General features: G+C 38.4%; 19 protein-coding genes. 12 read left to right on the top strand and 7 right to left on the bottom strand.

Going from position 1 to position 20,497, the window contains the following annotated elements:
* The first annotated feature begins 200 nt into the window (after window positions 1-200).
* The 4 genes from LDB17_RS10950 (at window position 201) to LDB17_RS10935 (ending at window position 5,613) form a co-directional block, all read left to right on the top strand.
* Complete coding sequence (locus LDB17_RS10950) at window positions 201-2,297, top strand: TonB-dependent receptor (protein ID WP_252637067.1); 2,097 nt, start codon at window positions 201-203, stop codon at window positions 2,295-2,297.
* Window position 2,298: 1 nt separating this feature from the next.
* Complete coding sequence (locus LDB17_RS10945; protein ID WP_252637065.1) at window positions 2,299-3,543, top strand: MFS transporter; 1,245 nt, start codon at window positions 2,299-2,301, stop codon at window positions 3,541-3,543.
* Window positions 3,521-4,888, top strand: coding sequence for an oxygen-independent coproporphyrinogen III oxidase (hemN, locus tag LDB17_RS10940; protein WP_252637062.1), 1,368 nt, complete (start codon window positions 3,521-3,523; stop codon window positions 4,886-4,888). Before LDB17_RS10945 ends, hemN begins: the two co-directional genes overlap by 23 nt.
* Before the next feature lie 224 nt (window positions 4,889-5,112).
* On the top strand, window positions 5,113-5,613 hold the full coding sequence (locus LDB17_RS10935) for a hypothetical protein (protein ID WP_252637061.1): 501 nt from the start codon (window positions 5,113-5,115) through the stop codon (window positions 5,611-5,613).
* An 81-nt stretch (window positions 5,614-5,694) separates the two neighbouring features.
* Here the strand turns inward: LDB17_RS10935 and fabG are convergent, their stop codons facing one another.
* From fabG to LDB17_RS10920, 3 genes are all read right to left on the bottom strand, one after another.
* Window positions 5,695-6,435 (bottom strand): 3-oxoacyl-[acyl-carrier-protein] reductase, encoded by a 741-nt coding sequence (gene fabG, locus LDB17_RS10930; protein ID WP_252637060.1) that lies wholly within the window; start codon window positions 6,433-6,435, stop codon window positions 5,695-5,697.
* A gap of 37 nt (window positions 6,436-6,472) precedes the next feature.
* Window positions 6,473-7,066, bottom strand: a complete 594-nt coding sequence (locus tag LDB17_RS10925) for a TetR/AcrR family transcriptional regulator (protein WP_135106597.1) — start codon at window positions 7,064-7,066, stop codon at window positions 6,473-6,475.
* Between the two features lie 218 nt (window positions 7,067-7,284).
* Window positions 7,285-8,076: an RNA methyltransferase gene (locus LDB17_RS10920; RefSeq protein WP_252637058.1), complete on the bottom strand. Its 792-nt coding sequence runs from the start codon at window positions 8,074-8,076 to the stop codon at window positions 7,285-7,287.
* 127 nt (window positions 8,077-8,203) lie between these two features.
* On the opposite strand from LDB17_RS10920, the gene LDB17_RS10915 reads away from it, so the two are divergent.
* The 5 genes from LDB17_RS10915 to LDB17_RS10895 are packed head-to-tail and all read left to right on the top strand — an operon-like array spanning window position 8,204 to window position 12,384.
* Window positions 8,204-8,860, top strand: a complete 657-nt coding sequence (locus tag LDB17_RS10915) for a DUF5715 family protein (protein ID WP_006841542.1) — start codon at window positions 8,204-8,206, stop codon at window positions 8,858-8,860.
* A 34-nt stretch (window positions 8,861-8,894) separates the two neighbouring features.
* Window positions 8,895-9,647, top strand: coding sequence for a tRNA pseudouridine(38-40) synthase TruA (gene truA, locus LDB17_RS10910; protein WP_252637056.1), 753 nt, complete (start codon window positions 8,895-8,897; stop codon window positions 9,645-9,647).
* The gene (gene nhaA / locus LDB17_RS10905; RefSeq protein ID WP_252637055.1) at window positions 9,644-10,813 is read left to right on the top strand and encodes a Na+/H+ antiporter NhaA; all 1,170 of its coding nucleotides are present in this window, start codon (window positions 9,644-9,646) and stop codon (window positions 10,811-10,813) included. Before truA ends, nhaA begins: the two co-directional genes overlap by 4 nt.
* Window positions 10,814-10,831: 18 nt before the next feature.
* Window positions 10,832-11,731, top strand: coding sequence for an EamA family transporter (locus tag LDB17_RS10900; RefSeq protein ID WP_252637054.1), 900 nt, complete (start codon window positions 10,832-10,834; stop codon window positions 11,729-11,731).
* 11 nt (window positions 11,732-11,742) lie between these two features.
* Window positions 11,743-12,384, top strand: coding sequence for a DUF3256 family protein (locus LDB17_RS10895; protein ID WP_252637053.1), 642 nt, complete (start codon window positions 11,743-11,745; stop codon window positions 12,382-12,384).
* A gap of 3 nt (window positions 12,385-12,387) precedes the next feature.
* On the opposite strand, the gene LDB17_RS10890 is transcribed toward LDB17_RS10895, so the two are convergent.
* The 4 genes from LDB17_RS10890 to LDB17_RS10875 form a co-directional block, all read right to left on the bottom strand.
* Window positions 12,388-13,092, bottom strand: coding sequence for a 16S rRNA (uracil(1498)-N(3))-methyltransferase (locus LDB17_RS10890; RefSeq protein ID WP_252637051.1), 705 nt, complete (start codon window positions 13,090-13,092; stop codon window positions 12,388-12,390).
* Window positions 13,093-13,176: 84 nt separating this feature from the next.
* Window positions 13,177-13,746: a xanthine phosphoribosyltransferase gene (gene xpt / locus LDB17_RS10885; RefSeq protein WP_135106583.1), complete on the bottom strand. Its 570-nt coding sequence runs from the start codon at window positions 13,744-13,746 to the stop codon at window positions 13,177-13,179.
* An 11-nt stretch (window positions 13,747-13,757) separates the two neighbouring features.
* Window positions 13,758-15,140 carry a nucleobase:cation symporter-2 family protein gene (locus LDB17_RS10880; protein ID WP_252637049.1) on the bottom strand — a complete coding sequence of 461 codons (1,383 nt, stop codon included), beginning with the start codon at window positions 15,138-15,140 and terminating at the stop codon, window positions 13,758-13,760.
* A gap of 24 nt (window positions 15,141-15,164) precedes the next feature.
* On the bottom strand, window positions 15,165-15,833 hold the full coding sequence (locus tag LDB17_RS10875; protein ID WP_252637048.1) for a DUF2625 domain-containing protein: 669 nt from the start codon (window positions 15,831-15,833) through the stop codon (window positions 15,165-15,167).
* 457 nt (window positions 15,834-16,290) lie between these two features.
* On the opposite strand from LDB17_RS10875, the gene LDB17_RS10870 reads away from it, so the two are divergent.
* From LDB17_RS10870 to LDB17_RS10860, 3 genes are read left to right on the top strand one after another with little or no spacing between them, the layout of a single operon-like run.
* Window positions 16,291-18,612, top strand: a complete 2,322-nt coding sequence (locus LDB17_RS10870) for a cation:proton antiporter (protein ID WP_252637046.1) — start codon at window positions 16,291-16,293, stop codon at window positions 18,610-18,612.
* 48 nt (window positions 18,613-18,660) lie between these two features.
* Entirely contained in the window at window positions 18,661-19,125 is a 465-nt protein-coding gene (locus LDB17_RS10865) for a GNAT family N-acetyltransferase (RefSeq protein ID WP_252637044.1), read from the top strand.
* 58 nt (window positions 19,126-19,183) lie between these two features.
* On the top strand, window positions 19,184-20,488 hold the full coding sequence (locus LDB17_RS10860) for an anaerobic C4-dicarboxylate transporter family protein (RefSeq protein ID WP_252637042.1): 1,305 nt from the start codon (window positions 19,184-19,186) through the stop codon (window positions 20,486-20,488).
* The last annotated feature ends 9 nt before the right edge of the window (window positions 20,489-20,497 follow it).

Below are 20,497 nucleotides of genomic sequence, written 5' to 3'. Positions count from 1 at the left end.
AGACGAAATACAATAATAATATCAAGGTTTTCTTTTAGTTAATTTCATTCATCTAACCACCCGTTTACGTTCAATATTCATATTCTAGGCTTATGCTGATAATAAAAAATATCACTACATCTAGTGATTGACTACTACTTTAAGTTTTCATACATTTGCACATCAACTAAAAACTATAAATATCAACACATTAAGAAATAATGAGATCAAAGTCTTTTCTTTTTTTGACCCTCTTATTCTGTGCCATTATCAATAATACTTATGCTGATGATATTGTCATTGACAATGATACTATCAAAATGAAATATACAGCAAAAGAGGTTGTAATAGAATCATTTAAGCAAAACAGTGATTTATCGATACAACCTGTCTCAGCATCCGTTCTATCTGAAAGTATTATTAAAGAAAACAATATAACCAACATAAAAGAGGTGACGGCTTTTGTACCCAATCTATTCATGGTAGACTATGGCTCTAAAATGTATTGCCCTGTCTTTATACGAGGAATAGGAGCTGCAAAAAACACCCCTTCTGTAGGGCTATATGTAGATGGAGTACCGTATTTCGACCGCTCAACTTTTGATATGAACATTAGCGATGTAGACCGCATTGAAGTTCTGCGAGGACCACAAGGCACTATCTATGGCAGGAATACGATGGGGGGCATCATTAATGTTTTCACAAAATCCCCATTAAAGACAAAAGGGACTTACTTGAATCTCTCTGCCGGTAATTACAATGCCTATCAGACCGGAATTTCGCATTATGGAAATGTAGATAATAAAATAGGCTATTCCTTATCTGGTAATTATTCCCATTCGGGAGGCTACTTTATGAATAAAACCACAGGAAAACGAGCCGACCCGATCGATGGTGTTTCTACCCGTGCCCGACTAAGTTGGCGTATTATGCCACGGTTGACGATGAACCTTATTTTTGCTTATGAATATTCCGATCAGGATGGTTACCCTTACCGTATCTATGATAAGAAAACGGGTAAAATAGAAGATATAAATTATAATGAACGAAGTTTCTACCGTCGTAATATGTCTAACAATGGGTTGAATATAGAATATGTAACAGACAATTTCAAACTGAGTTCGCAATCCTCTTTTCAGTTTTATGACGGGAAACAAGGTATCGATCAGGACTTCTCGCCCAAAGACCTTTACTACGTAAACTTCTATCATCGTCAGCAAATGTACTCTCAGGAGTTTAATATCAAATCAATAAAAGAAGACAGCAAATACAAATGGCAGTTTGGAGTATTTGGATTCCACCAGAATTATTTCCAAACAAACGATACTGACTATCGCACATCGGGAAAACATGCAATCCAAAATGTAAACAATCCGACCGACGGAATTGCTCTATATCATCAGTCTACTTTGAATGATATTTTCATCCCGGGATTATCAGCGACACTTGGAATTCGCTACGACTGGGAGAAAACAAAATCTTCATTGATACGCATCACTGCAAATCCGAATGTAGAGCCTGTTGTCGATCCCGAAGTAAAGGCTAAGGACGATTTTTCTCAAATTACACCAAAAGCATCTATCCAATATGCGTACAGTCAGGATGGATTGACATATTTATCTGTAAGTAAAGGATATAAAACAGGAGGTTTTAACAATACGGCCGATGAAGATAAAGACCGTACGTTTGATCCTGAATATAGCTGGTCTTATGAATTAGGAACAAAATCAAGCTTTCTGGATAATCTGCTCTTCGTAGATTTCAGCCTCTTTTATATTAGATGGAGCAACCAACAGATTTCACAGGTAAAACCTACAGGACAAGGTTTTTTAACTCGCAATGCAGGTAAATCGGAAAGCAAAGGCTTTGAATTGACAACTCAGATAAACCCTTCGAGAAGTCTAAACTTCCAGATAGCCTATGGCTATACGCATGCTAAATACAAAGAGTATAAAGAAAGTGAGACGGTAAATTATAATAATAATTACTTGCTCATGGTGCCTAAGCATACATTGGCGATATCTGCAAATTACACCATAGACACAAACCTGAGATGGCTCGACAATGTTGTGCTTAACGCTCAATATACAGGAGTAGGCAAATTATATTGGAATGATGCCAACGATGTAGAACAACCATTTTATGGAATGTATAATGGGAAAGTTTCTTTCGTTAAAAAACAATTTTCACTAGATTTGTGGGCTAAAAATATAGGATCTAAAGATTATATCGCATATTACTTCGCAACATCTGGTAATAATTTTGTACAAAAAGGGAAGCCTTTCACATGTGGATTAAATCTGAACCTTAAATTCTAATATGGGAATAAACATTCAAAAAGGAGAAAAGCTATTTACATTCTTTTGCCTGTACATCGCACAATCGATACCAATGAGTTTCTTCTCTACGGTGATACCTGTAATTATGCGGCAACAGAACTTCTCGCTCGAGAGTATAGGGATGCTCCAATTGCTAAAACTCCCTTGGATACTAAAATTCCTATGGTCTCCTGCGGTCGACCGTTCGACTTTTAGAATAGGTGATTTTAAAAGATGGATTTTCTCCTCAGAATTAATATATGCATCCATCATATTTGCTGTCTCATTTCTCGATTTTCAAACCACACCTTATCTTATTATTGGGCTTGTAATATTATCTTTTATCGCTTCAGCCACACAAGATATTGCAACCGACTCACTTGCTGTTCTGTCTTTTAGTAAAAAGGACAAAAGCCTTGCAAACAGTATGCAGTCGATGGGAAACTTTGCAGGTGCTATGATTGGCGGCGGCATATTACTGTTACTCTATCATAAATTCGGGTGGGGAAATCTATTACCATTCCTCGCTGTATTTGTTATTATAGCTCTAATTCCTCTAATATTTTTCAAGAGAGGAAATAACCAAGTAATCATAAAAGCAAAACAAGAGAAAAAGCCAACCCCGGACGATCTTCTTGGCTTTTTCAAACAAAAAGGTATCTGGAAACAAGTTGTTTTCCTATTTGTCTATTATGCTGGTCTTATTGGTGTGTTAGCCATGCTGAAGCCTATGCTGGTAGACTATGGCTACAACATGAAAGAAATAGGCGTCATGTCGGGGATTGTAGGCACATCTATTGGCTGCCTTGCTTCTTTTGGAGGTGGTTTTATCGTTCGAAAAATAGGCAGACATTCCGCTCGAATATTGTTTGCCGTTTTCACATTGATAACTACTATCTACTTCTGCCTGTTAGTATCTGCTCTTCCAGTAAATATAGCAACTCTGCATTTGGGCATCTCTCTACTTTGGGCAAGTTATGGTATGGCGGTCATTGTTGTATATACCACAGCTATGGACTGTGTGCGTCCCGGGTTCGAAGGGACAGACTTCACAATACAAACTGTGATTACACACCTAAGCGGAATTATTATGGGTGTAAGCTCCGGTAAAATAGCAGCAATGATAACATACAAGGGACTCTTTGTTGTGGAAATGTGTATTGCAGCCATATCTCTGGCATTTATCTTATTTGCATTCAAACTTAAAGCACCGAAAGAACAAAATGAAACAAGAATTACTGAATAAATATAGCATCCCTGTTCCAAGATATACAAGCTACCCTCCGGCTAACTTTTTTAATGAATCATTTACTGCCGATTCATATAAGGAAGCTATTATCGAATCGAATGAACAAAATCCTCAGCATATATCCATCTATATACATATCCCTTTTTGCTATCACATGTGCTATTATTGCGGCTGCAATTCACAGCTACTCAAAGACAAAAATGTGGTAAAAGAGTATATAGAAGCCTTGAAAAAGGAGATACGGATGGTGCTTCCCCTACTCGACCATAGCCGTAAAATATCACAAATACACTATGGAGGAGGAACACCCACGTCACAACCTGTCTCTGTACTAAAAGAAATCAACCGGATAATCTTATCCGAGTTTGAATGCATCGAAAATCCGGAAATTGCAATAGAGTGTCATCCCGGATATCTGGATGAAAACTATTGGAATGATCTGATTGATGCAGGATTCAATCGAATAAGCATTGGCATTCAAGATTTTAACGAAGAGGTTTTAAAGGCTTCCGCCCGTAAACCATCACGAATGGTGATAGAGGATATAATACACATACTCAGGAGCAAAGGTATATCTGTAAATATGGATTTTATATACGGACTGCCTCTACAAACTACTGAATCTTTTGCTGAAACTATTAACAAGGCAATATCTTTGAAGCCGGACAGGATCGTCACTTTTTCTTACGCCCATGTTCCTTGGGTAAATGAGTTGCAAAAAAATCTCGAAAAGATTGGCTTGCCATCAGTTTCTACAAAAAACGAAATATACGAAACAGCTAAGAAATTGCTAATCGATGCTGGATATAAAACGATAGGGCTCGACCACTTTGTATTAGCAAATGACGAGCTCTACGAAGCTTTACAAACAAAATCACTGCATCGCAACTTTCAAGGATACTGTACCCGACACACCACAGGTCAGGTTTATGCATTCGGAAATACCGGGATCAGTCAATTATCTACAGCTTACAGCCAAAATGCAAAAGATCTGAACACATATATATCATCCGTAAATGAGGGTAAGTATCCCATAACTAAAGGGTATATACTGAATAAGGAAGAGCAAATTACCCGTGAAGTAATAGCTTCACTAATGTGCAACTATACAGTAAGTTGGTCGGATATAGCGAACCGAATGAATATGTCTGAAAAGGAAGTAAGAAATGCACTAAACTATAACAAAGAGCAGCTCTTTGATTTTCAAAAAGATGGAATTATCGAATTTTCGGAAGATTACATTACTGTATTGCCGGAGGCTGCACCCTTTGTCCGCAATGTTGCTGCTTCGTTGGATAAACTGATGGTAAATAACGAGAAACGTTATTCCAAATCGGTATAATCAATTTTTGGGTAATGGTTTATTAAAGAAAAAGATCTTTCAAGCATGGTTTAATTAATTAATAATGTATATCTTTAACAAATAGATTAAAAATTAACATTAATACTATGAAAGCTTACTCGCAAATATTACTTCTTTTCGTCTTTATGTCCTGTCTTTTTATATCCTGCAGTAATGATAAAGAATTACCAGAAGAAAATAAAACATACACATTTCATTCTATTATGTGGAAGTTAGAGGAGGGAGATAAACAAGAGGTAATAGAAGACCATAGAAGCATCTCTATCCATAACAACGTAGACGAACCAGCTATAATAACAAATAAATCAGAAGATTATATTAAGGACTATTCCCATTTTCATAACTCAGAGGATGCAGAACTATTAACCCAATTAATGGGTGAAGATTATACTGTCTCTATACCATCTGAGATCAGTCTCTTATCTTCTGATTATGTTTATTATTCAGGTAAAGAAGCTCCGCTACGCATTGGAGAAAAAGTAGAGCTAGAACCTTCCACGAAGGTTAAAGAATCTACAACATTACCACCACATAGCAAGTTAACTACTAATGTGACGATATATCAGAATAAAATAACAGCCACATATCGTATTCGTCTAGTGGCAGAGGATAATTCTTTTGATTACAAAGACATACATGGAAAATGGACCGGTGTATTTTTTAGAAATATGGAAAGTAGCTCTGTCGTTGAAGAAATAAAATAAAAACGAATCATTCGACAACATAATAATAAAAAACGGCTTCAATATAATTTGAAGCCGTTTCTATTTTGATACAATATGTTTTTACATACCTCCTGTAACAGGAATAACTTCTCCTGTAACATAAGCAGACAAATCCGATGCAAGGAATACAGCAACATTAGCTACATCCTCAGGTGTTCCTCCACGACGTAACGGAATTTGTTCTGCCCATTTTTTCTTTACATCTTCAGACAATACTCCGGTCATTTCTGTAATGATGAATCCGGGACAAATACAGTTCGCACGAACATTTCTCGAACCCAGTTCTTTTGCTACAGATTTAGCCAAACCAATCATCCCTGCTTTAGATGCAGAATAGTTAGCTTGTCCGGCATTACCGTTAAGACCAACTACGGAACTCATATTTATGACATTTCCGCTCTTTTGCTTCATAAAGATCGGAGTAAGTGCATGGATAAAGTTGAACGCAGACTTTAAATTTATATTGATTACCATGTCCCATTGCTGTTCAGTCATACGCATCATCAGTCCGTCACGGGTAATCCCTGCATTATTTACAAGAATATCTATCTGTCCGAAGTCTTTTGCAATTTCTTCTACCACTTTATGAGTGTCTTCAAAATTTGCAGCATTAGATGCATATCCTTTTGCTTTCACTCCAAACTTGGCAATTTCTGCTTCAGTCGCTTTTGCGTTGTCATCTATAGCTAAGTCAGTAAATGCAATATTTGCTCCCTGCTCTGCAAATTTAAGTGCGATGGCTTTACCTATACCACGAGCTGCACCTGTAATAATAGCGGTTTTACCTTCTAGTAATTTCATAATTTAAAGTATAAATTAAATTTATATAGTTTACAATCTACTTTTTCTTCTTTTTTATTCCCTCAAATATAAGGTAAGCAATATTTTCTCTTTGCGATTCGGTTTGCAGGCTCTCTGCTCTAATCTGCCCTCTGATGTAAGGCACTTCCAATCCTTTGAGCGCATGGTGAAGTATTTCCGCTGTAGCTTGAGTGTCGGGCATCTCGAAAGTACCCTCTTCTACTCCTTTGTTCAGAATATCTTTCAGTACCTGAATTTCTTTTCTATCAAACGATTTCCTGACATTTTGGACACGCCAGATATCACGGAAGAAATCAGCTTTCAATGTACCATTCCTTGCCACAACATTTTTCACTGCATCAAATCGCGTATAAAAAAACAAAAGAAGTTTCTCGTCTGCAGGAAGATTCTTATTTGCTACAGTCTGCAAAGCATGGAACATCTGATCGAGCTCCGTCTCCAGAACCGCCTGATACACCTCATTCTTATTATTGAAATATGTATATAGTGTCCTCCGCCCTTTGTGCGAAGCTACTGCAATATCATTCATGGTGGTATTTTCCACCCCCAACCTTGCAAATAGCTGACGAGCTACATCTATCAGGATATTTCGGGTTTTGTTTATGGCCATAAACTAAATTTGCACACAAATATTACAAGTGTGCAAATTTAGCATAAAAATATTGAATACATAAGATTTTCCTTTGGTTTTATCACTTTTAGGAATTTTATACATACAGAATAAATATAAGGCCACTCATGCTTTTTATCCTGTCAACTACGTATATATCAATAGCAAATGCTTAATATAATCAAAATAAACAAGTCATTATGGGAGGTTCCGGAGGGTTAAAAACCTCTCTGTCTCATCGCCTCGAACGTTAGGATGGCAGTAGAAACAGATACATTGAGCGAATCGATCTTGCCCCTCATCGGAATTTTTACACGATGGTCGGCATTATCGAGCCAAAAGTGAGTCAGACCATCGGCTTCTGTACCCATGACGACAGCGGAGGGTTTAGTAAAATCAGTATCCTGATACCATTGCGAAGCGTTTAGTTCAGCAGCATACGCTTTTATATTTCTGTTTTTCAAATAGCTCAATGCTTCCTGAGATGTACAAACGGCTGTCTGCACAGTAAAAACACATCCTACGCTAGAGCGTATTGCATTCGGATTATAGATATCAGTAGCTGGATCGCAAACAATTACTGCATCGGCTTGCGCTGCATCGGCCGTACGTAAAACAGCTCCTAAATTACCAGGTTTTTCTACAGATTCGAGTATAATAAGAAATGGGTTATCTGAAATTTTAAGGTCTGCCAACGTATGTCCTTTGGGTTTAGCCAAAGTTAACAGCCCGTCAGAACCTTCACGATAGGCAATTTTTTCGAAAACGGCTTCCGAAACTTCAAATTTTTTATTGTCAGATATAGATTCAAGAACATCGGGATAATCTGTTTTCACAAACAATTCGGGACATACAAACACCGAGTCTACCTCATAGCCCGCCATCAGAGCAAGATTTAATTCTCTAGCTCCTTCTATTATAAATAAATTTTGCTCTCTTCGTTCTTTTGCTTTCGAAAGTTTTACAATATTTTTTATCCTCGAATTTTGCAGGCTGACAATTTTTTCCATTATATCCTAATTGTTATCATAATGCAAAAATAAGAATTAATTACCGACAAAATCCTGTTATTTTATACCTTTGTAAGCTTTATTAGACAATCAATTTATATATACAACTCTAAACGATAATTATTTTATGAGATATATCTGGATGCTTTCCGTTGGTATTCTATTCTTAATAAGTTGCAGCACAAAAGGAAAAAATAAAGAAGAGGTTCCAACCGAGCCAAAGAAATATACTCGTTTCAACGGGAATTACAATCTCACATTCAACGATTTACCCGACTTACACATAGAGGCTGCCGAAGCAAACGGCGTTGGGCCTTTGGAGACAAGAGCAGATACGGCATTATATCAAGACAAGCTTGTACGTATCCCGATAGAACTGGATATCTACCGTGTTGATAAGCTTACACACTCAATGCCTTTTCTAGTTCCTAAAGCAGCAAATTTACTATCCGAAATCTGTATCAACTTCAGAGACTCATTAATTAGTAAAAAAATGCCGCTTTATAAGCCGATCATTACGAGCATAACACGCACCAATGATGATGTAAAAGGGCTAAGTAGAAGAAATAGAAATGCAAGTGATAATTCTGCACACCGTTATGGAACAACAATAGATATAGCGTGGACACGATTTGACAAAGTGAACCCAACAGACAGTCGGGTTTTGGACGACGGCAGACTAAAAGCCATATTGGGTCAGGTTTTGCACGATCTGCATGAACGCGACAGGTGTTATATCAAACATGAGAGAAAGCAATCTTGCTTTCATATCACGGTAAGATAATTTTTAAATAAGCAATTAGCCGACTGCTAAAAATATGAGACGCTACTTTATATACCTTGCATACAATGGAGAGAATTACTGTGGTTGGCAGATACAGCCGAATGGTGTATCGGTACAAGAAACCATAGAGAAGGCTCTCACAACGTTACTGCGTACTCCGACAACAATAGTGGGTGCAGGGCGTACCGATGCGGGTGTACATGCGCGAATGATGGCAGCACATTTTGACTATGAGACTGCAAATCTTGATTTGCCCCTTCTTGCAAAAAAACTAAATAGCATACTCCCTAAAGATATTTCGATATATAATATTGTAGAAGTAAAACCCGATGCTCACGCACGTTTTGATGCAACAAGCAGACTATACAGGTATTATATCACTACAGAAAAAGATCCTTTCTTGCATCATTTGAAATATAAAGTACATGGAAATCTTGATATAGATAAGATGAATGCATGTGCTGATATCTTATTCGAATATGAGGATTTTACGAGTTTTAGCAAGTTGCATACCGATGTAAAGACGAATAATTGTACCATTCTAGCTGCACAATGGGAGAAAAAAGGCAATGATTACATCTTCACCATCAAGGCAAATCGCTTCCTGCGCAATATGGTACGCTCCATAGTAGGCACATTGCTGGAAGCAGGAAAAGGGAAGATCGGTTCGGGAGAAATGCGAAGGATTATAGAAGCTAAAAACAGATGTGAAGCCGGAATATCCGTTCCGGGGCATGCTCTTTTTTTAGAAGAAATAGAATACAATAATGACATTTTTATACAATGAGAATAAATATTCTTAGCGGCAGGACATTAAGAGGGTTCATGGAAAGTGAAAAGTCAGGAGGACTTGTGCTTATCGTTTGCACAATCGTCTCCATACTTTTGGCAAACTCATCATGGATTGGAGAACAATACAGAGGCATCTGGGAATTTGGAGTAGGAAGCCATAGCGTTGCCGAATGGATAAACGATGGTTTGATGGCGGTATTCTTCCTATTGGTAGGACTTGAACTTATACAGGAAATATATGAAGGAGAACTGTCTAATATAAAACGTGCGATGCTTCCGATATCCGGCGCATTAGGCGGCATGTTAGTACCGGCAGGTATTTATATGTTTCTCAACCACGGGACACCTACCCTATCGGGTTTTGGTATTCCTATGGCTACGGACATTGCTTTTGCATTGGGTATTTTATCCCTGTTGGGTAATCGTGTGCCTACTTCCTTGAAAGTGTTCCTTACGGCTCTGGCTGTAATTGACGATCTGGGAGCAATTATCGTAATTGCCATATTTTATACATCCTCGCTGTCGTGGGTTAGCTTGCTGATGGCTTTAGGAATATTTGTTCTTTTATTATTGCTGAATAAAAAATTCCATGTCAATAATATGATCCCTTACATTGTCGGGGGGATCATCATGTGGTATTTTATGCTCAACTCGGGAGTACATGCCACTATCGCCGGTGTATTATTAGCGATCACGATCCCTTTCAAGAAAAGGGAAAAGAAATGCATGTCGAATCGTTGGCAACACTTTTTGCACTACCCTATAGCTTTCGGAGTATTACCTTTGTTTGCTTTGGCCAATACAGCAATGATAATAGAAGGAAACTGGGATCAGTCGATAGGTGAACCTTTCGCACAGGGTATCCTGCTAGGGCTCATTGTAGGAAAACCAATCGGAATCACTCTCTTTAGTTTTATCTTTGTGAAAACAGGTATTTGTGCCTTGCCAAGAGGAATCAATTGGAAGGGGCTATTGGGTGCCGGCATGCTTGGAGGAATCGGATTTACAATGTCCATTTTCATTACCCTGCTTGCCTTCGATGATATACATTATATCAACGAATCAAAATTGATGATACTGCTGGCGTCGTTGGCTTCAGGTATTATCGGCTATACATGGCTAAACTTCGTGATGAAAAAAGAAAGAGAACGAATTTCGTAGATAATAAGATTTAAATAAATGTGGCTAGCTCTCGCCTTTGTTTCAGCGTTCTTTCTTGGATGCTATGATATTTGTAAAAAAAAATCAGTAGATGGAAATGCTGTAATCCCCGTATTATTTCTTAATACTCTTTTTTGTTCCTTACTGTTACTTCCATTGGTGGTTATATCAAAGATATCACCCGATTCTCTGTACGGGACAATCGGATATGTGCCCTCTGTTTCGATAGAAACTCACGGATATATTTTTGTAAAATCAATTATTGTACTTACATCATGGATATTCGGCTATTTCGCTATAAAACACCTTCCACTGACAATTACAGGACCCATAAACGCTACACGCCCCGTTATGACTCTGGTGGGAGCATTGCTGATATTTGGTGAGAGGCTCAATTTATATCAATGGATAGGAGTGATTATCACTATTATTTCATTCTTCCTGTTATCCCTTTCGGGCAAAAAAGAGGGAATTAGCTTTCACAAAAACAAATGGATACTCTTTATGATTCTGGCTGCTATAGCCGGTGCAGCAAGCGGACTATACGATAAATTTCTGATGCAGAAATTCAGTTCTACCGCAGTTCAGTTCTGGTTCAACTCGTACCAATGTCTACTGATGCTGATCGTGATGGTTGTACTATGGTATCCTAAAAGGAAGAATAATACTCCCTTCAGATGGAAATGGAGTATTATTCTGGTTTCTGTTTTCCTTACAATAGCGGACTTTGTGTACTTCTATGCCCTTACAGACCCGGATGCAATGATCTCAATCGTATCTATGGTAAGGCGCAGCAGCGTGCTTGTTTCTTTTGCCGGAGGAGTACTCTTATTCCATGAAAAAAACTTAAAAGGAAAAGCGATAGACCTTGTTTTAATAATCATAGCAATGTTTTTCCTATATTTGGGGACAAAATAATTCGATACAAAATGAGAAAGTTTATACTTGCAATTATTATCATATTCAGTATTGTTTCCCGAGTTTCGGCTCAGGATCTGAAAACAATTTTTCTTGCTATGCCCGAAAACATGATTACAGGACTAGATGCAGCCGGAAAAGAAAAACTACTTTCCAATCCGAATGATACTACAGGCATTACAGCTCCAAGGGGTTCTTTTGGAGAAGTAGAAAGAATTAGTATTTCTTCTGATTACATATCTCTGCAAACTTCCGAGGCCGGAACAGTTCAGATAAAGCTTTTGCCTTTGATAAACGAGTCGAAAATAATTTGCGTTGTAAAGACTGTTTGTGGAAAAGCGTGCGATAGCCAAATACAATTTTATACTACACAATGGTTTCCAATACCTCAAAATGATCTGTTTCCGAAGATAAACAAGGATACTTTCATTATAGCAAATACAGACAAGAATAGCCAGGAGTTTCGCAACGCTTATGCTGCACTGGATATGAATCCGATAACAATTGATCTTTCGCCCGACAGCACATCGTTAGAAATAAGTTACGATATAGAGAATTATCTTACCGGCGAAGATTACAAAATGATAGAGCCTTTCCTCATCGAAAATCCTAAACGGTATACATGGGATAAGCTCTCTTTCAAGCCCGAATAAGAGCTACCAGTTTAGCACATGGATAGAATGACATGCTGCTAATGCGGCTGTCTCGGTACGCAAGCGGCTTTCCCCTAAAGTAATAGGTTGAAAGCCATTTTTTATTGCCTCTTCTACTTCCTGCTCCGAAAAATCGCCTTCAGGGCCAATCAAGATCAGAACATTTTCCCCTAATTTATAAGCATCCTTCAACGATTTCTTTTCAGAGGGGTAGCAATGAGCGATAAATTTTTGACCTTCAAAATCTTGTTTAACAAACTTCGAAAAAGATTGCATTTCATCCAATTGAGGAAGGATTGCTTTCTGCGATTGCTTCATTGCCGAAACGAGAATTTTCTCAATTCGCTGAAGCTTTATTTCTCTGCGCTCCGAATGGTAACATAGAAGCGGAGAAAATCGATCTACACCTATTTCTGTTGCCTTCTCGGCAAGCCATTCAATGCGATCTATATTTTTTGTAGGGGCAAAAGCAATATGAATATTACAGTCCCAGTTTTTGTGCTGTACTATTGTTTTCAGGATATTTACGTGACAATGTTTAGGGTTAGCCTGTATGATTTCAGCATCATAAAAGCTCCCTTTCCCGTCTGTTAAAAGAATCTCATCCCCCTCCTTTTTACGCAGTACCTTTATACAATGTTGCGCTTCCTCGAGAGGTAATTCGGGATTACTCAATATATCGGGTGTATAAAAAATTGTCTTATCCATTCTTCTTAAAAATCAGATCCTCTTTACAAAGATACATACTTCTTCATAAAGAGGACACTACCAAAATGTTTAAATCACTTACTTCTATTCTTCAAAAATAATTTTATTCGCTCCTAATTCTTTTATTTTAGCTAACGACTCTACATGAATCCCCAGCTCGCGCAAGCGTCGTCCACCGTCCTGAAAGCTTTTCTCGATGATAAAGCCCATACCGTATAGTTCAGCGCCCGACTGCTTAATAATATCATATACACCTACCGCAGCATTTCCGTTTGCAAGAAAGTCATCAATAAATACCACCTTATCGTCCTTTGTAAGAAAATCACCACTGACCGATACGGTATATTCCTTGTCTTTTGTAAAAGAATATACTGTAGTAGACAACATATTCACCATTGTTTTAGGTACGGCCTTCTTTACGAAAACAACAGGCAGCTCGAGTAAGTATCCCAACATAATAGCCGGAGCAATACCACTGGCTTCAATTGTAACAACTTTGTTGATAGGCATATTCCCAAAACGACGAACAAATTCAACGCCTATCGATTTCATCAGGATAGGATCCATCTGATGATTGATAAAACTATCTACTTTAAGGATTCCCCCTTCAAAACTTTTTCCGTCTTTTAGAATACGATCTTTAAGTAATTTCATTGTAATATTTTTTATTCCTTAATACGGATAACAACATTAGCGATTATAGCAACGACACCTCCTGTAGTAATACCGGACGAGAAAATACCGCTTATGGTAGCAGGCATCTGCGAAAGAATATTAGGGACTAGTTCAACTCCCAGCCCACATGCAAAGCTTACTGCAAGTACGAGTATTGCTTTTCTGTCGATATCCTGAGAAGCAATAATACGCACACCTGATGCAGCTACTGTACCGAACATCAAAAGCGTAGCCCCACCCAATACAGGCTCAGGCATAATAGAGAATATACCTCCAACAAAAGGGAAAGCACTCAGAATAACCAGAAATGCGGCAATATAATAACCTACACGACGACTGGCAACACCTGTCAACTGTATCAAACCATTATTTTGAGCAAATATTGAATTCGGGAAAGAGTTGAGCACCCCTGCCAAAGCAGAATTTATACCATCGGCCAATACGCCTCCTTGTACACGTTTCATAAATTTAGGACCTTCAATAGGTTCTCCACCAATCATCGAGTTGGCTGTAATATCACCATAAGCTTCTATCGAAGTTATAAAGTAGATAAGAGCAACGGCGATGAATGCCGACAGGTCAAAGCCCAAACCGTACTTAAACGGCTGAGGAATTGTTATTGCCCCTATCGCTCCCATCTTAGAGAAATCTACCCAGCCCATAAAATAAGCAGTCACATAGCCTATTATAATACCGATGATAATAGAGCTCATCCGGATATATTTATTTCTTATACTGTTCAATACAAGTATAGAAACAAGAACAAGAGCTGCCAAACCTAAGTTCTGCATACTGCCAAATGATCTTGCACCCTCAACACTCATAGCATTGAAACCTCCTCCACAAGAAATAATCGCTACTTTTATAAGAGAGAGTCCTATCATTGTAACCACTATACCTGAAACTAGGGGAGTGATAATCTTTTTTGTATATTTAAGTAATCGGCTAACTATCATTTCCACAGGTGACGCGGCGATACATACTCCGAATATAGCGGCAAGTATAGCAGCTTCGCCCATATCACCTTTGGCGGCAAAACTAGCGGTAAGCGCACCAATGAAGGAGAAACTTGTTCCTTGTATACAAAGCAGTCCACAACCTACAGGGCCAAACTTACGGCATTGCACAAATGTAGATATACCCGATGCCAATAAAGCCATAGAAACAAGAAATCCTGTTGTTTCGACAGTAAAATTTAAAGCTTGAGAAATAATCAGCGGAGGGGTTATGATAGCTATAAATATAGCCAAAAGGTGCTGTAGACCGGCAAAGACAGCCTCTTTAAATGGAGGATTATCTTCTATCTGATAAATAAGATCTGTTTTGCGAATCGGTTGGATAAATTTATCAACCTCATTTTCTGTCATTTCCATTTGAGCCTCCTTCTTTTTTGATTATTAACCTTTTATATTCATCGATTCCATATTGAAGCTATATACTTCTTCAATTGGAATAGCATTTTTTTCTATAGTATTGATATCTTTAGCTTCTTCAGTCCACAAAAAAGGGAAAAAACTATATGCATAGTCAGGGCGCAGATGCATTACATCCTGTTGCCAGCCATCCCACCTCATACCGGGATAAAATTCATCCATATCTGTCTCGAAGCAGAATAAAAGAAACTGGCTATATTCCATTTCCAAAGGAATCCATTGAAGCATATCGGGAGCAAAGTAGTACAGGTTTCCGGTGTCTTCTCCAAAAAAACCTCCGTTAATTGCATAAAACCCACCGATAGCATCGTCTGCAACCAATAAATATGGAGCAGGTTCTCCAAATTCAGAAAAAGATTTACCCATATTCCAGTCGGGAAGAGTTCTTTTCATACGATCACTACCTGATCCAAGAATACGAATCCATCCATTGTCGATTAATAGCCCGCCTGTTTCGTAGATAATTGCTCCCATCAGAGAGCGTGTGGTAACTTGTGTGTGTATCAGACTTTTTTCGGCTCGTTGACGCTCGCAAGGCAGAATTTCCACCTTGTTTTTGGCCTGATCAATCCATTTTTTTACAATCGGCCAACCCGGGTCTTCCGTGTTTACAAGCTCTTGTAGCGTACGCATTGGCACATATACTGATGGTAAAACGTCGTTTACCTCATTTTTAATTTAAGGTGCAAAAGTAGTATATTTATAGATATTCTCTAAATAATTAATGAAAGAATAATAGAATATATCCGGACACACTACCAAAGATACATTTAAACAATTGATTATAAGAACAAAGAGTCAACCTAATCAATTATAAAAGAATACAAAATAGCAGCTGTTTGCAGTATTAAAAATCCCATTCAACAAAAAAAGAATGTCCAAGTTCTGACAATTTTTATTAAATTTATACCCATAAAAGCGTGAAATACTGTATTTTTAACCATTTCCTAATTGCTAGGATTACTGAAGGGTTAAATTATATTCACAAATAATAGATTATATAGAGTATTCATTTGTAGATAAATAAACTATCCACATGAAATAGTTTTGTCTAAAAAGAAAGTTCTAGTTCACATATAAAATAAACATAATGACTCATTTACCATCTATAATTAGCGATTTAGCTTTTATATTGATAATTGCGGGAATAATAACCATCATATTCAAATGGTTAAACCAACCTTTAGTATTAGGATATATAGTTGCAGGATTCTTGACAGGGCCGCACTCCAGTTTTTTCCCTACAGTTACCGATTCAGAAAATATAAGTATCTGGGCAGAGATTGGCGTTATATTCCTCTTATTTGGTATGGGGCTTGAATTTAGCTTCAAGAAACTTATAAGCAACGGAAAGACAGGATTTATAACACTCATCATGATTGCCATAGGGCTCGGTGTATCCGGTTACTTTATAGGGTTATGGCTCGGATGGGGTACGTGGAACAGTCTTATATTGGGCTGTATGCTCTGTTTGTCGTCCACTACTATTATCGTAAAAGGATTCGAAGATCCGAAATATAGAGGCAAACGTTTTACAGAAGTAGTTTTCGGCATACTTATATTTGACGACCTTTTTGCCATCCTCGTCATGGTATTTATGGGAACGATTGCCGTAAGCCGCCACTTTGAAGGCACCGAAATGTTGCTCAGCTTAGGAAAATTGATCTTCTTTATGGTCGTATGGGTTGTATGTGGTATCTTCCTTATACCTACCTTTCTCAAAAAAGCAAAAAAATGGCTCAATGATGAAACACTGCTTATCATTTCCTTAGGCTTATGTTTGGGTATGGTAGTATTTGCTACAGAGGTTGAACTTTCTTCGGCATTGGGCGCATTTATCATGGGATCTATTTTAGCAGAAACAATAAAGCTTGAGAAAATAGAAACCCTCACCAAACCGATAAAAGACTTTTTCGGAGCCGTCTTTTTTGTTTCGGTGGGTATGATGATGAATCCTACCGTAATACAAGAGAACCTCGTGAGTGTAATCATTATTACATTGGCTGTTTTATTAGGAAAAATAATATTCACTGCTATAGGAGCACGCTTATCGGGCGAATCGATGTTAGTATCCATTCAGTCGGGGTTCAGTATGGCTCAGGTGGGTGAGTTTGCTTTTATCGTGGCAAGTTCGGCGATAGCCTATCAGTTGGCCGACAATTTTATTTATCCTATCATTATTGCCGTTTCTATACTTACTACCTTTACTACTCCATACCTTATGGCTGCAAGCATTCCTTTCTATAATTGGATGATGAAAACCATACCCGACTCATGGAGGCAGAAAATACTTGAAAAAGACGAAAGGCTTGAAAATCCTAAAAATCAAAGTGACTGGAGTGTATTTTTAACTAATTACATATCGAATGTCATTGTTTTCATATCATTATGTATTGGTGCTATTATCGTTACATCGAGCTTCATCGCTCCATTTATCAACGAACATATGGCAGAACCTTGGGGAAATATTATTTGCCTTGTAATCACTTTTCTAGCTATCTCTCCAATTCTCAAAGGGCTTGTCTATAGAGGAGGGCAACAGCCTTACCTGATATTGAAACTTTGGCAACGAAGTGTAAAAAACCGGATTATACTATCTTCGTTAATACTCCTTCGGTTTATCATTGCTTTTGCTTTTATCTATGTTCTTTTATGGCTGTTTCTAGCTATCCCTGTTTGGGTATCGGTACTGATTGCAGGCGTGCTTATCTTCCTTGTGATACAGTCGAAGCACCTGCTCAAGCTATATTGGAAAATAGAATACAGGTTTGTAGTAAACTTCAACCAGAGGATATTGGAAGAAAGACGAAGAAATTCCCTAAAGCAGAACGATGGAGTAGTCGTTTACGATCTCGACAATACAAACTGGATAGAAAGCAACCTGTATGTAGGGAAATTCAAACTGGAACCCGGTTCTGAATATGAACATAAAATGCTTAAAGATACCGACTTCAGACAACGATACGATCTGATCATTATTACAGTACGCAGAGGCGAAGAAGATCTATATTTTCCGAACGGAAACTTTGTGCTAGAGTCCGGCGACCTGCTCTTAGTGGCCGGAAACATTATGAATATCGACCGCCTGATGACTATGAAGAATTGCATAACAATGTTTAAGAGCACCTTGCGTACAATACACGAATTCTCTAAGCAGCAAGACAATGATCCGCATTCCAACATCAAATGTATATCGCTCATCGTGGAAGAAAATTCTGTTCTGAACAACAAAAGCCTATACGAATCGGAAATGGGCAAAGAAAAGAAATGCTTTGTCGTGGGATTTGAAAGTAAAGGAACAGTTAAAATCAACCCTCCGGCAAATACAACCTTCTCTACAGGGGATATTTTATGGATTATCGGGGATAAGCAAAGTATATATGGTTTTGTAAAAGAGAATCTTCATCTTTAAAAAGTTAGAAAGGTAAATCGGGGTATAATTTTTTTAGCAACAACAATAATGAATATTTACAAAGCAACTTTGGATGATATTGACGATCTGATCCAACTTCGGATTGATTTCTTGACAATGGATCAGGGACGTTTATCAGATCAAAACGAAAAGGATATCCAGTCTCAACTAAAAGTTTATTTGGCAAAACATATCCCGTTGGAAGATTTCATAGCTGTGATAGCTAAACACCCAACAGGCAAAATAGTATCTGCCGCATTCCTTATCATACAAGAAAGGCCTGCAAACCCTTCTTTTATAACGGGATTGACAGGTACATTGCTAAATGTCGTTACTTATCCTGAATTTAGGCGCAAGGGCATTGCTTCACAGGTTATTGGGGAGATAATAAGTGAAGCGAAGCAGAAAGGGGTTTCTTCTATCGATCTGAACGCAACAGATGACGGTAAGGAACTATATAAAAAATTAGGTTTTGTTGAGCCTTCATATACATCCATGCGCTTAAAATTATGACAGACAAAAACAATCATCTATTTTTGTCGTTATATTTTAAACATTTTGATCGCAATATATGCTGATTCAGTTTCTTTTTATACTTGCCGCAATTATTGTAGGCGCGCGTTTGCAAGGTATTGGACTTGGAGTGATGGGTGGTCTCGGATTAGCTATTCTGGTCTTCGGGTTTGGCCTGGCGCCAACCTCCCCTCCTATCGACGTGATGCTGATGATAGTCGCTGTAATAGCAGCAGCGGGCTGTATGCAGGCTGCAGGCGGGCTCGACCTTATGGTATCCCTTGCCGAAAAATTCCTGCGTAAACACCCGCAACGGATCACACTGTTCAGCCCAATCGTCACATATCTATTCACATTCGTCGCCGGAACGGGACATGTAGCCTACTCCGTATTACCGGTGATAGCCGAAGTAGCACGAGAAACGAAAATACGCCCCGAGCGACCTCTGTCAATTGCCGTAATTGCTTCACAACAAGCCATAACCGCCAGCCCAATCTCTGCGGCAACGGTTGCGCTATTGAGCATGCTTGCCGGATACAATATATCCTCACTAAACATCCTAATGATAAGCATACCTTCAACCCTGATAGGTGTATTGCTTGGTGCATTAGTGAGTATGCGTATGGGGAAGGAATTACACGAAGATACCGAATATCTTAAACGCCTCCGTGCAGGAATGTTCAGCCAAGATAAAGTCTCCGACAAAAAAAAATATAGTCTAAAAAGTAAAGCAGGGTTATCTGTCCTTATCTTTATATTGGCTACCGTTCTCATTATTCTTTTCGGATCTGTAGACGGCTTAAGACAGATAGGAGGTAAAACGCTGAATATGCCCATCATTATAGAAATACTGATGCTTTCGGCTGCTGCACTGATTCTGCTCTTAACACGTACCGATGGTATAAAAGCGGCTCAGGGGTCTGTATTTGTTGCAGGAATGCAAGCGGTAGTTGCCATCTTTGGTATTGCATGGATGGGAGATACTTTTATCAACGGCAACATGGAGCAACTTCGTACTTCTATAGAAGGGGTTGTTACCTCCATGCCCTGGATATTTGGTGTCGCCTTATTTGTTATGTCTATTCTATTATACAGTCAAGCTGCAACCGTACGGGCATTGATGCCATTAGGTATTGCTCTGAGTATATCGCCCTGGATGCTTATCGCATTGTTCCCTACAGTCAACGGGTACTTTTTCTTACCCAACTACCCAACAGTAGTGGCTGCTATCAACTTTGACCGTACAGGAACAACCCGCATCGGACGATGGGTACTCAATCACTCGTTTATGCTTCCGGGGCTAGTGGCTACGATCACCGCTGTGTGCGTAGGGTTATTAATCATTACTTTAACAGGTTTATAAAATATACAA

Origin of the sequence: Dysgonomonas sp. Shenzhen-Wh21, from assembly GCF_043392705.1 — a bacterium.
Lineage (GTDB): Bacteria > Bacteroidota > Bacteroidia > Bacteroidales > Dysgonomonadaceae > Dysgonomonas.
Note: the sequence above shows the minus strand (reverse complement) of the source record. Positions and strands in the feature narration are given on the sequence as shown.

Excerpts from the sequence above, each read along its gene's own strand:
- LDB17_RS10950 (WP_252637067.1), top strand. The coding sequence starts at position 201 with ATGAGATCAAAGTCTTTTCTTTTTTTGACCCTCTTATTCTGTGCCATT.
- LDB17_RS10945 (WP_252637065.1), top strand. The coding sequence starts at position 2,299 with ATGGGAATAAACATTCAAAAAGGAGAAAAGCTATTTACATTCTTTTGC.
- hemN (WP_252637062.1), top strand. The coding sequence starts at position 3,521 with ATGAAACAAGAATTACTGAATAAATATAGCATCCCTGTTCCAAGATAT.
- LDB17_RS10935 (WP_252637061.1), top strand. The coding sequence starts at position 5,113 with ATGTGGAAGTTAGAGGAGGGAGATAAACAAGAGGTAATAGAAGACCAT.
- fabG (WP_252637060.1), bottom strand. The coding sequence starts at position 6,435 with ATGAAATTACTAGAAGGTAAAACCGCTATTATTACAGGTGCAGCTCGT.
- LDB17_RS10925 (WP_135106597.1), bottom strand. The coding sequence starts at position 7,066 with ATGGCCATAAACAAAACCCGAAATATCCTGATAGATGTAGCTCGTCAG.
- LDB17_RS10920 (WP_252637058.1), bottom strand. The coding sequence starts at position 8,076 with ATGGAAAAAATTGTCAGCCTGCAAAATTCGAGGATAAAAAATATTGTA.
- LDB17_RS10915 (WP_006841542.1), top strand. The coding sequence starts at position 8,204 with ATGAGATATATCTGGATGCTTTCCGTTGGTATTCTATTCTTAATAAGT.
- truA (WP_252637056.1), top strand. The coding sequence starts at position 8,895 with ATGAGACGCTACTTTATATACCTTGCATACAATGGAGAGAATTACTGT.
- nhaA (WP_252637055.1), top strand. The coding sequence starts at position 9,644 with ATGAGAATAAATATTCTTAGCGGCAGGACATTAAGAGGGTTCATGGAA.
- LDB17_RS10900 (WP_252637054.1), top strand. The coding sequence starts at position 10,832 with ATGTGGCTAGCTCTCGCCTTTGTTTCAGCGTTCTTTCTTGGATGCTAT.
- LDB17_RS10895 (WP_252637053.1), top strand. The coding sequence starts at position 11,743 with ATGAGAAAGTTTATACTTGCAATTATTATCATATTCAGTATTGTTTCC.
- LDB17_RS10890 (WP_252637051.1), bottom strand. The coding sequence starts at position 13,092 with ATGGATAAGACAATTTTTTATACACCCGATATATTGAGTAATCCCGAA.
- xpt (WP_135106583.1), bottom strand. The coding sequence starts at position 13,746 with ATGAAATTACTTAAAGATCGTATTCTAAAAGACGGAAAAAGTTTTGAA.
- LDB17_RS10880 (WP_252637049.1), bottom strand. The coding sequence starts at position 15,140 with ATGGAAATGACAGAAAATGAGGTTGATAAATTTATCCAACCGATTCGC.
- LDB17_RS10875 (WP_252637048.1), bottom strand. The coding sequence starts at position 15,833 with ATGCGTACGCTACAAGAGCTTGTAAACACGGAAGACCCGGGTTGGCCG.
- LDB17_RS10870 (WP_252637046.1), top strand. The coding sequence starts at position 16,291 with ATGACTCATTTACCATCTATAATTAGCGATTTAGCTTTTATATTGATA.
- LDB17_RS10865 (WP_252637044.1), top strand. The coding sequence starts at position 18,661 with ATGAATATTTACAAAGCAACTTTGGATGATATTGACGATCTGATCCAA.
- LDB17_RS10860 (WP_252637042.1), top strand. The coding sequence starts at position 19,184 with ATGCTGATTCAGTTTCTTTTTATACTTGCCGCAATTATTGTAGGCGCG.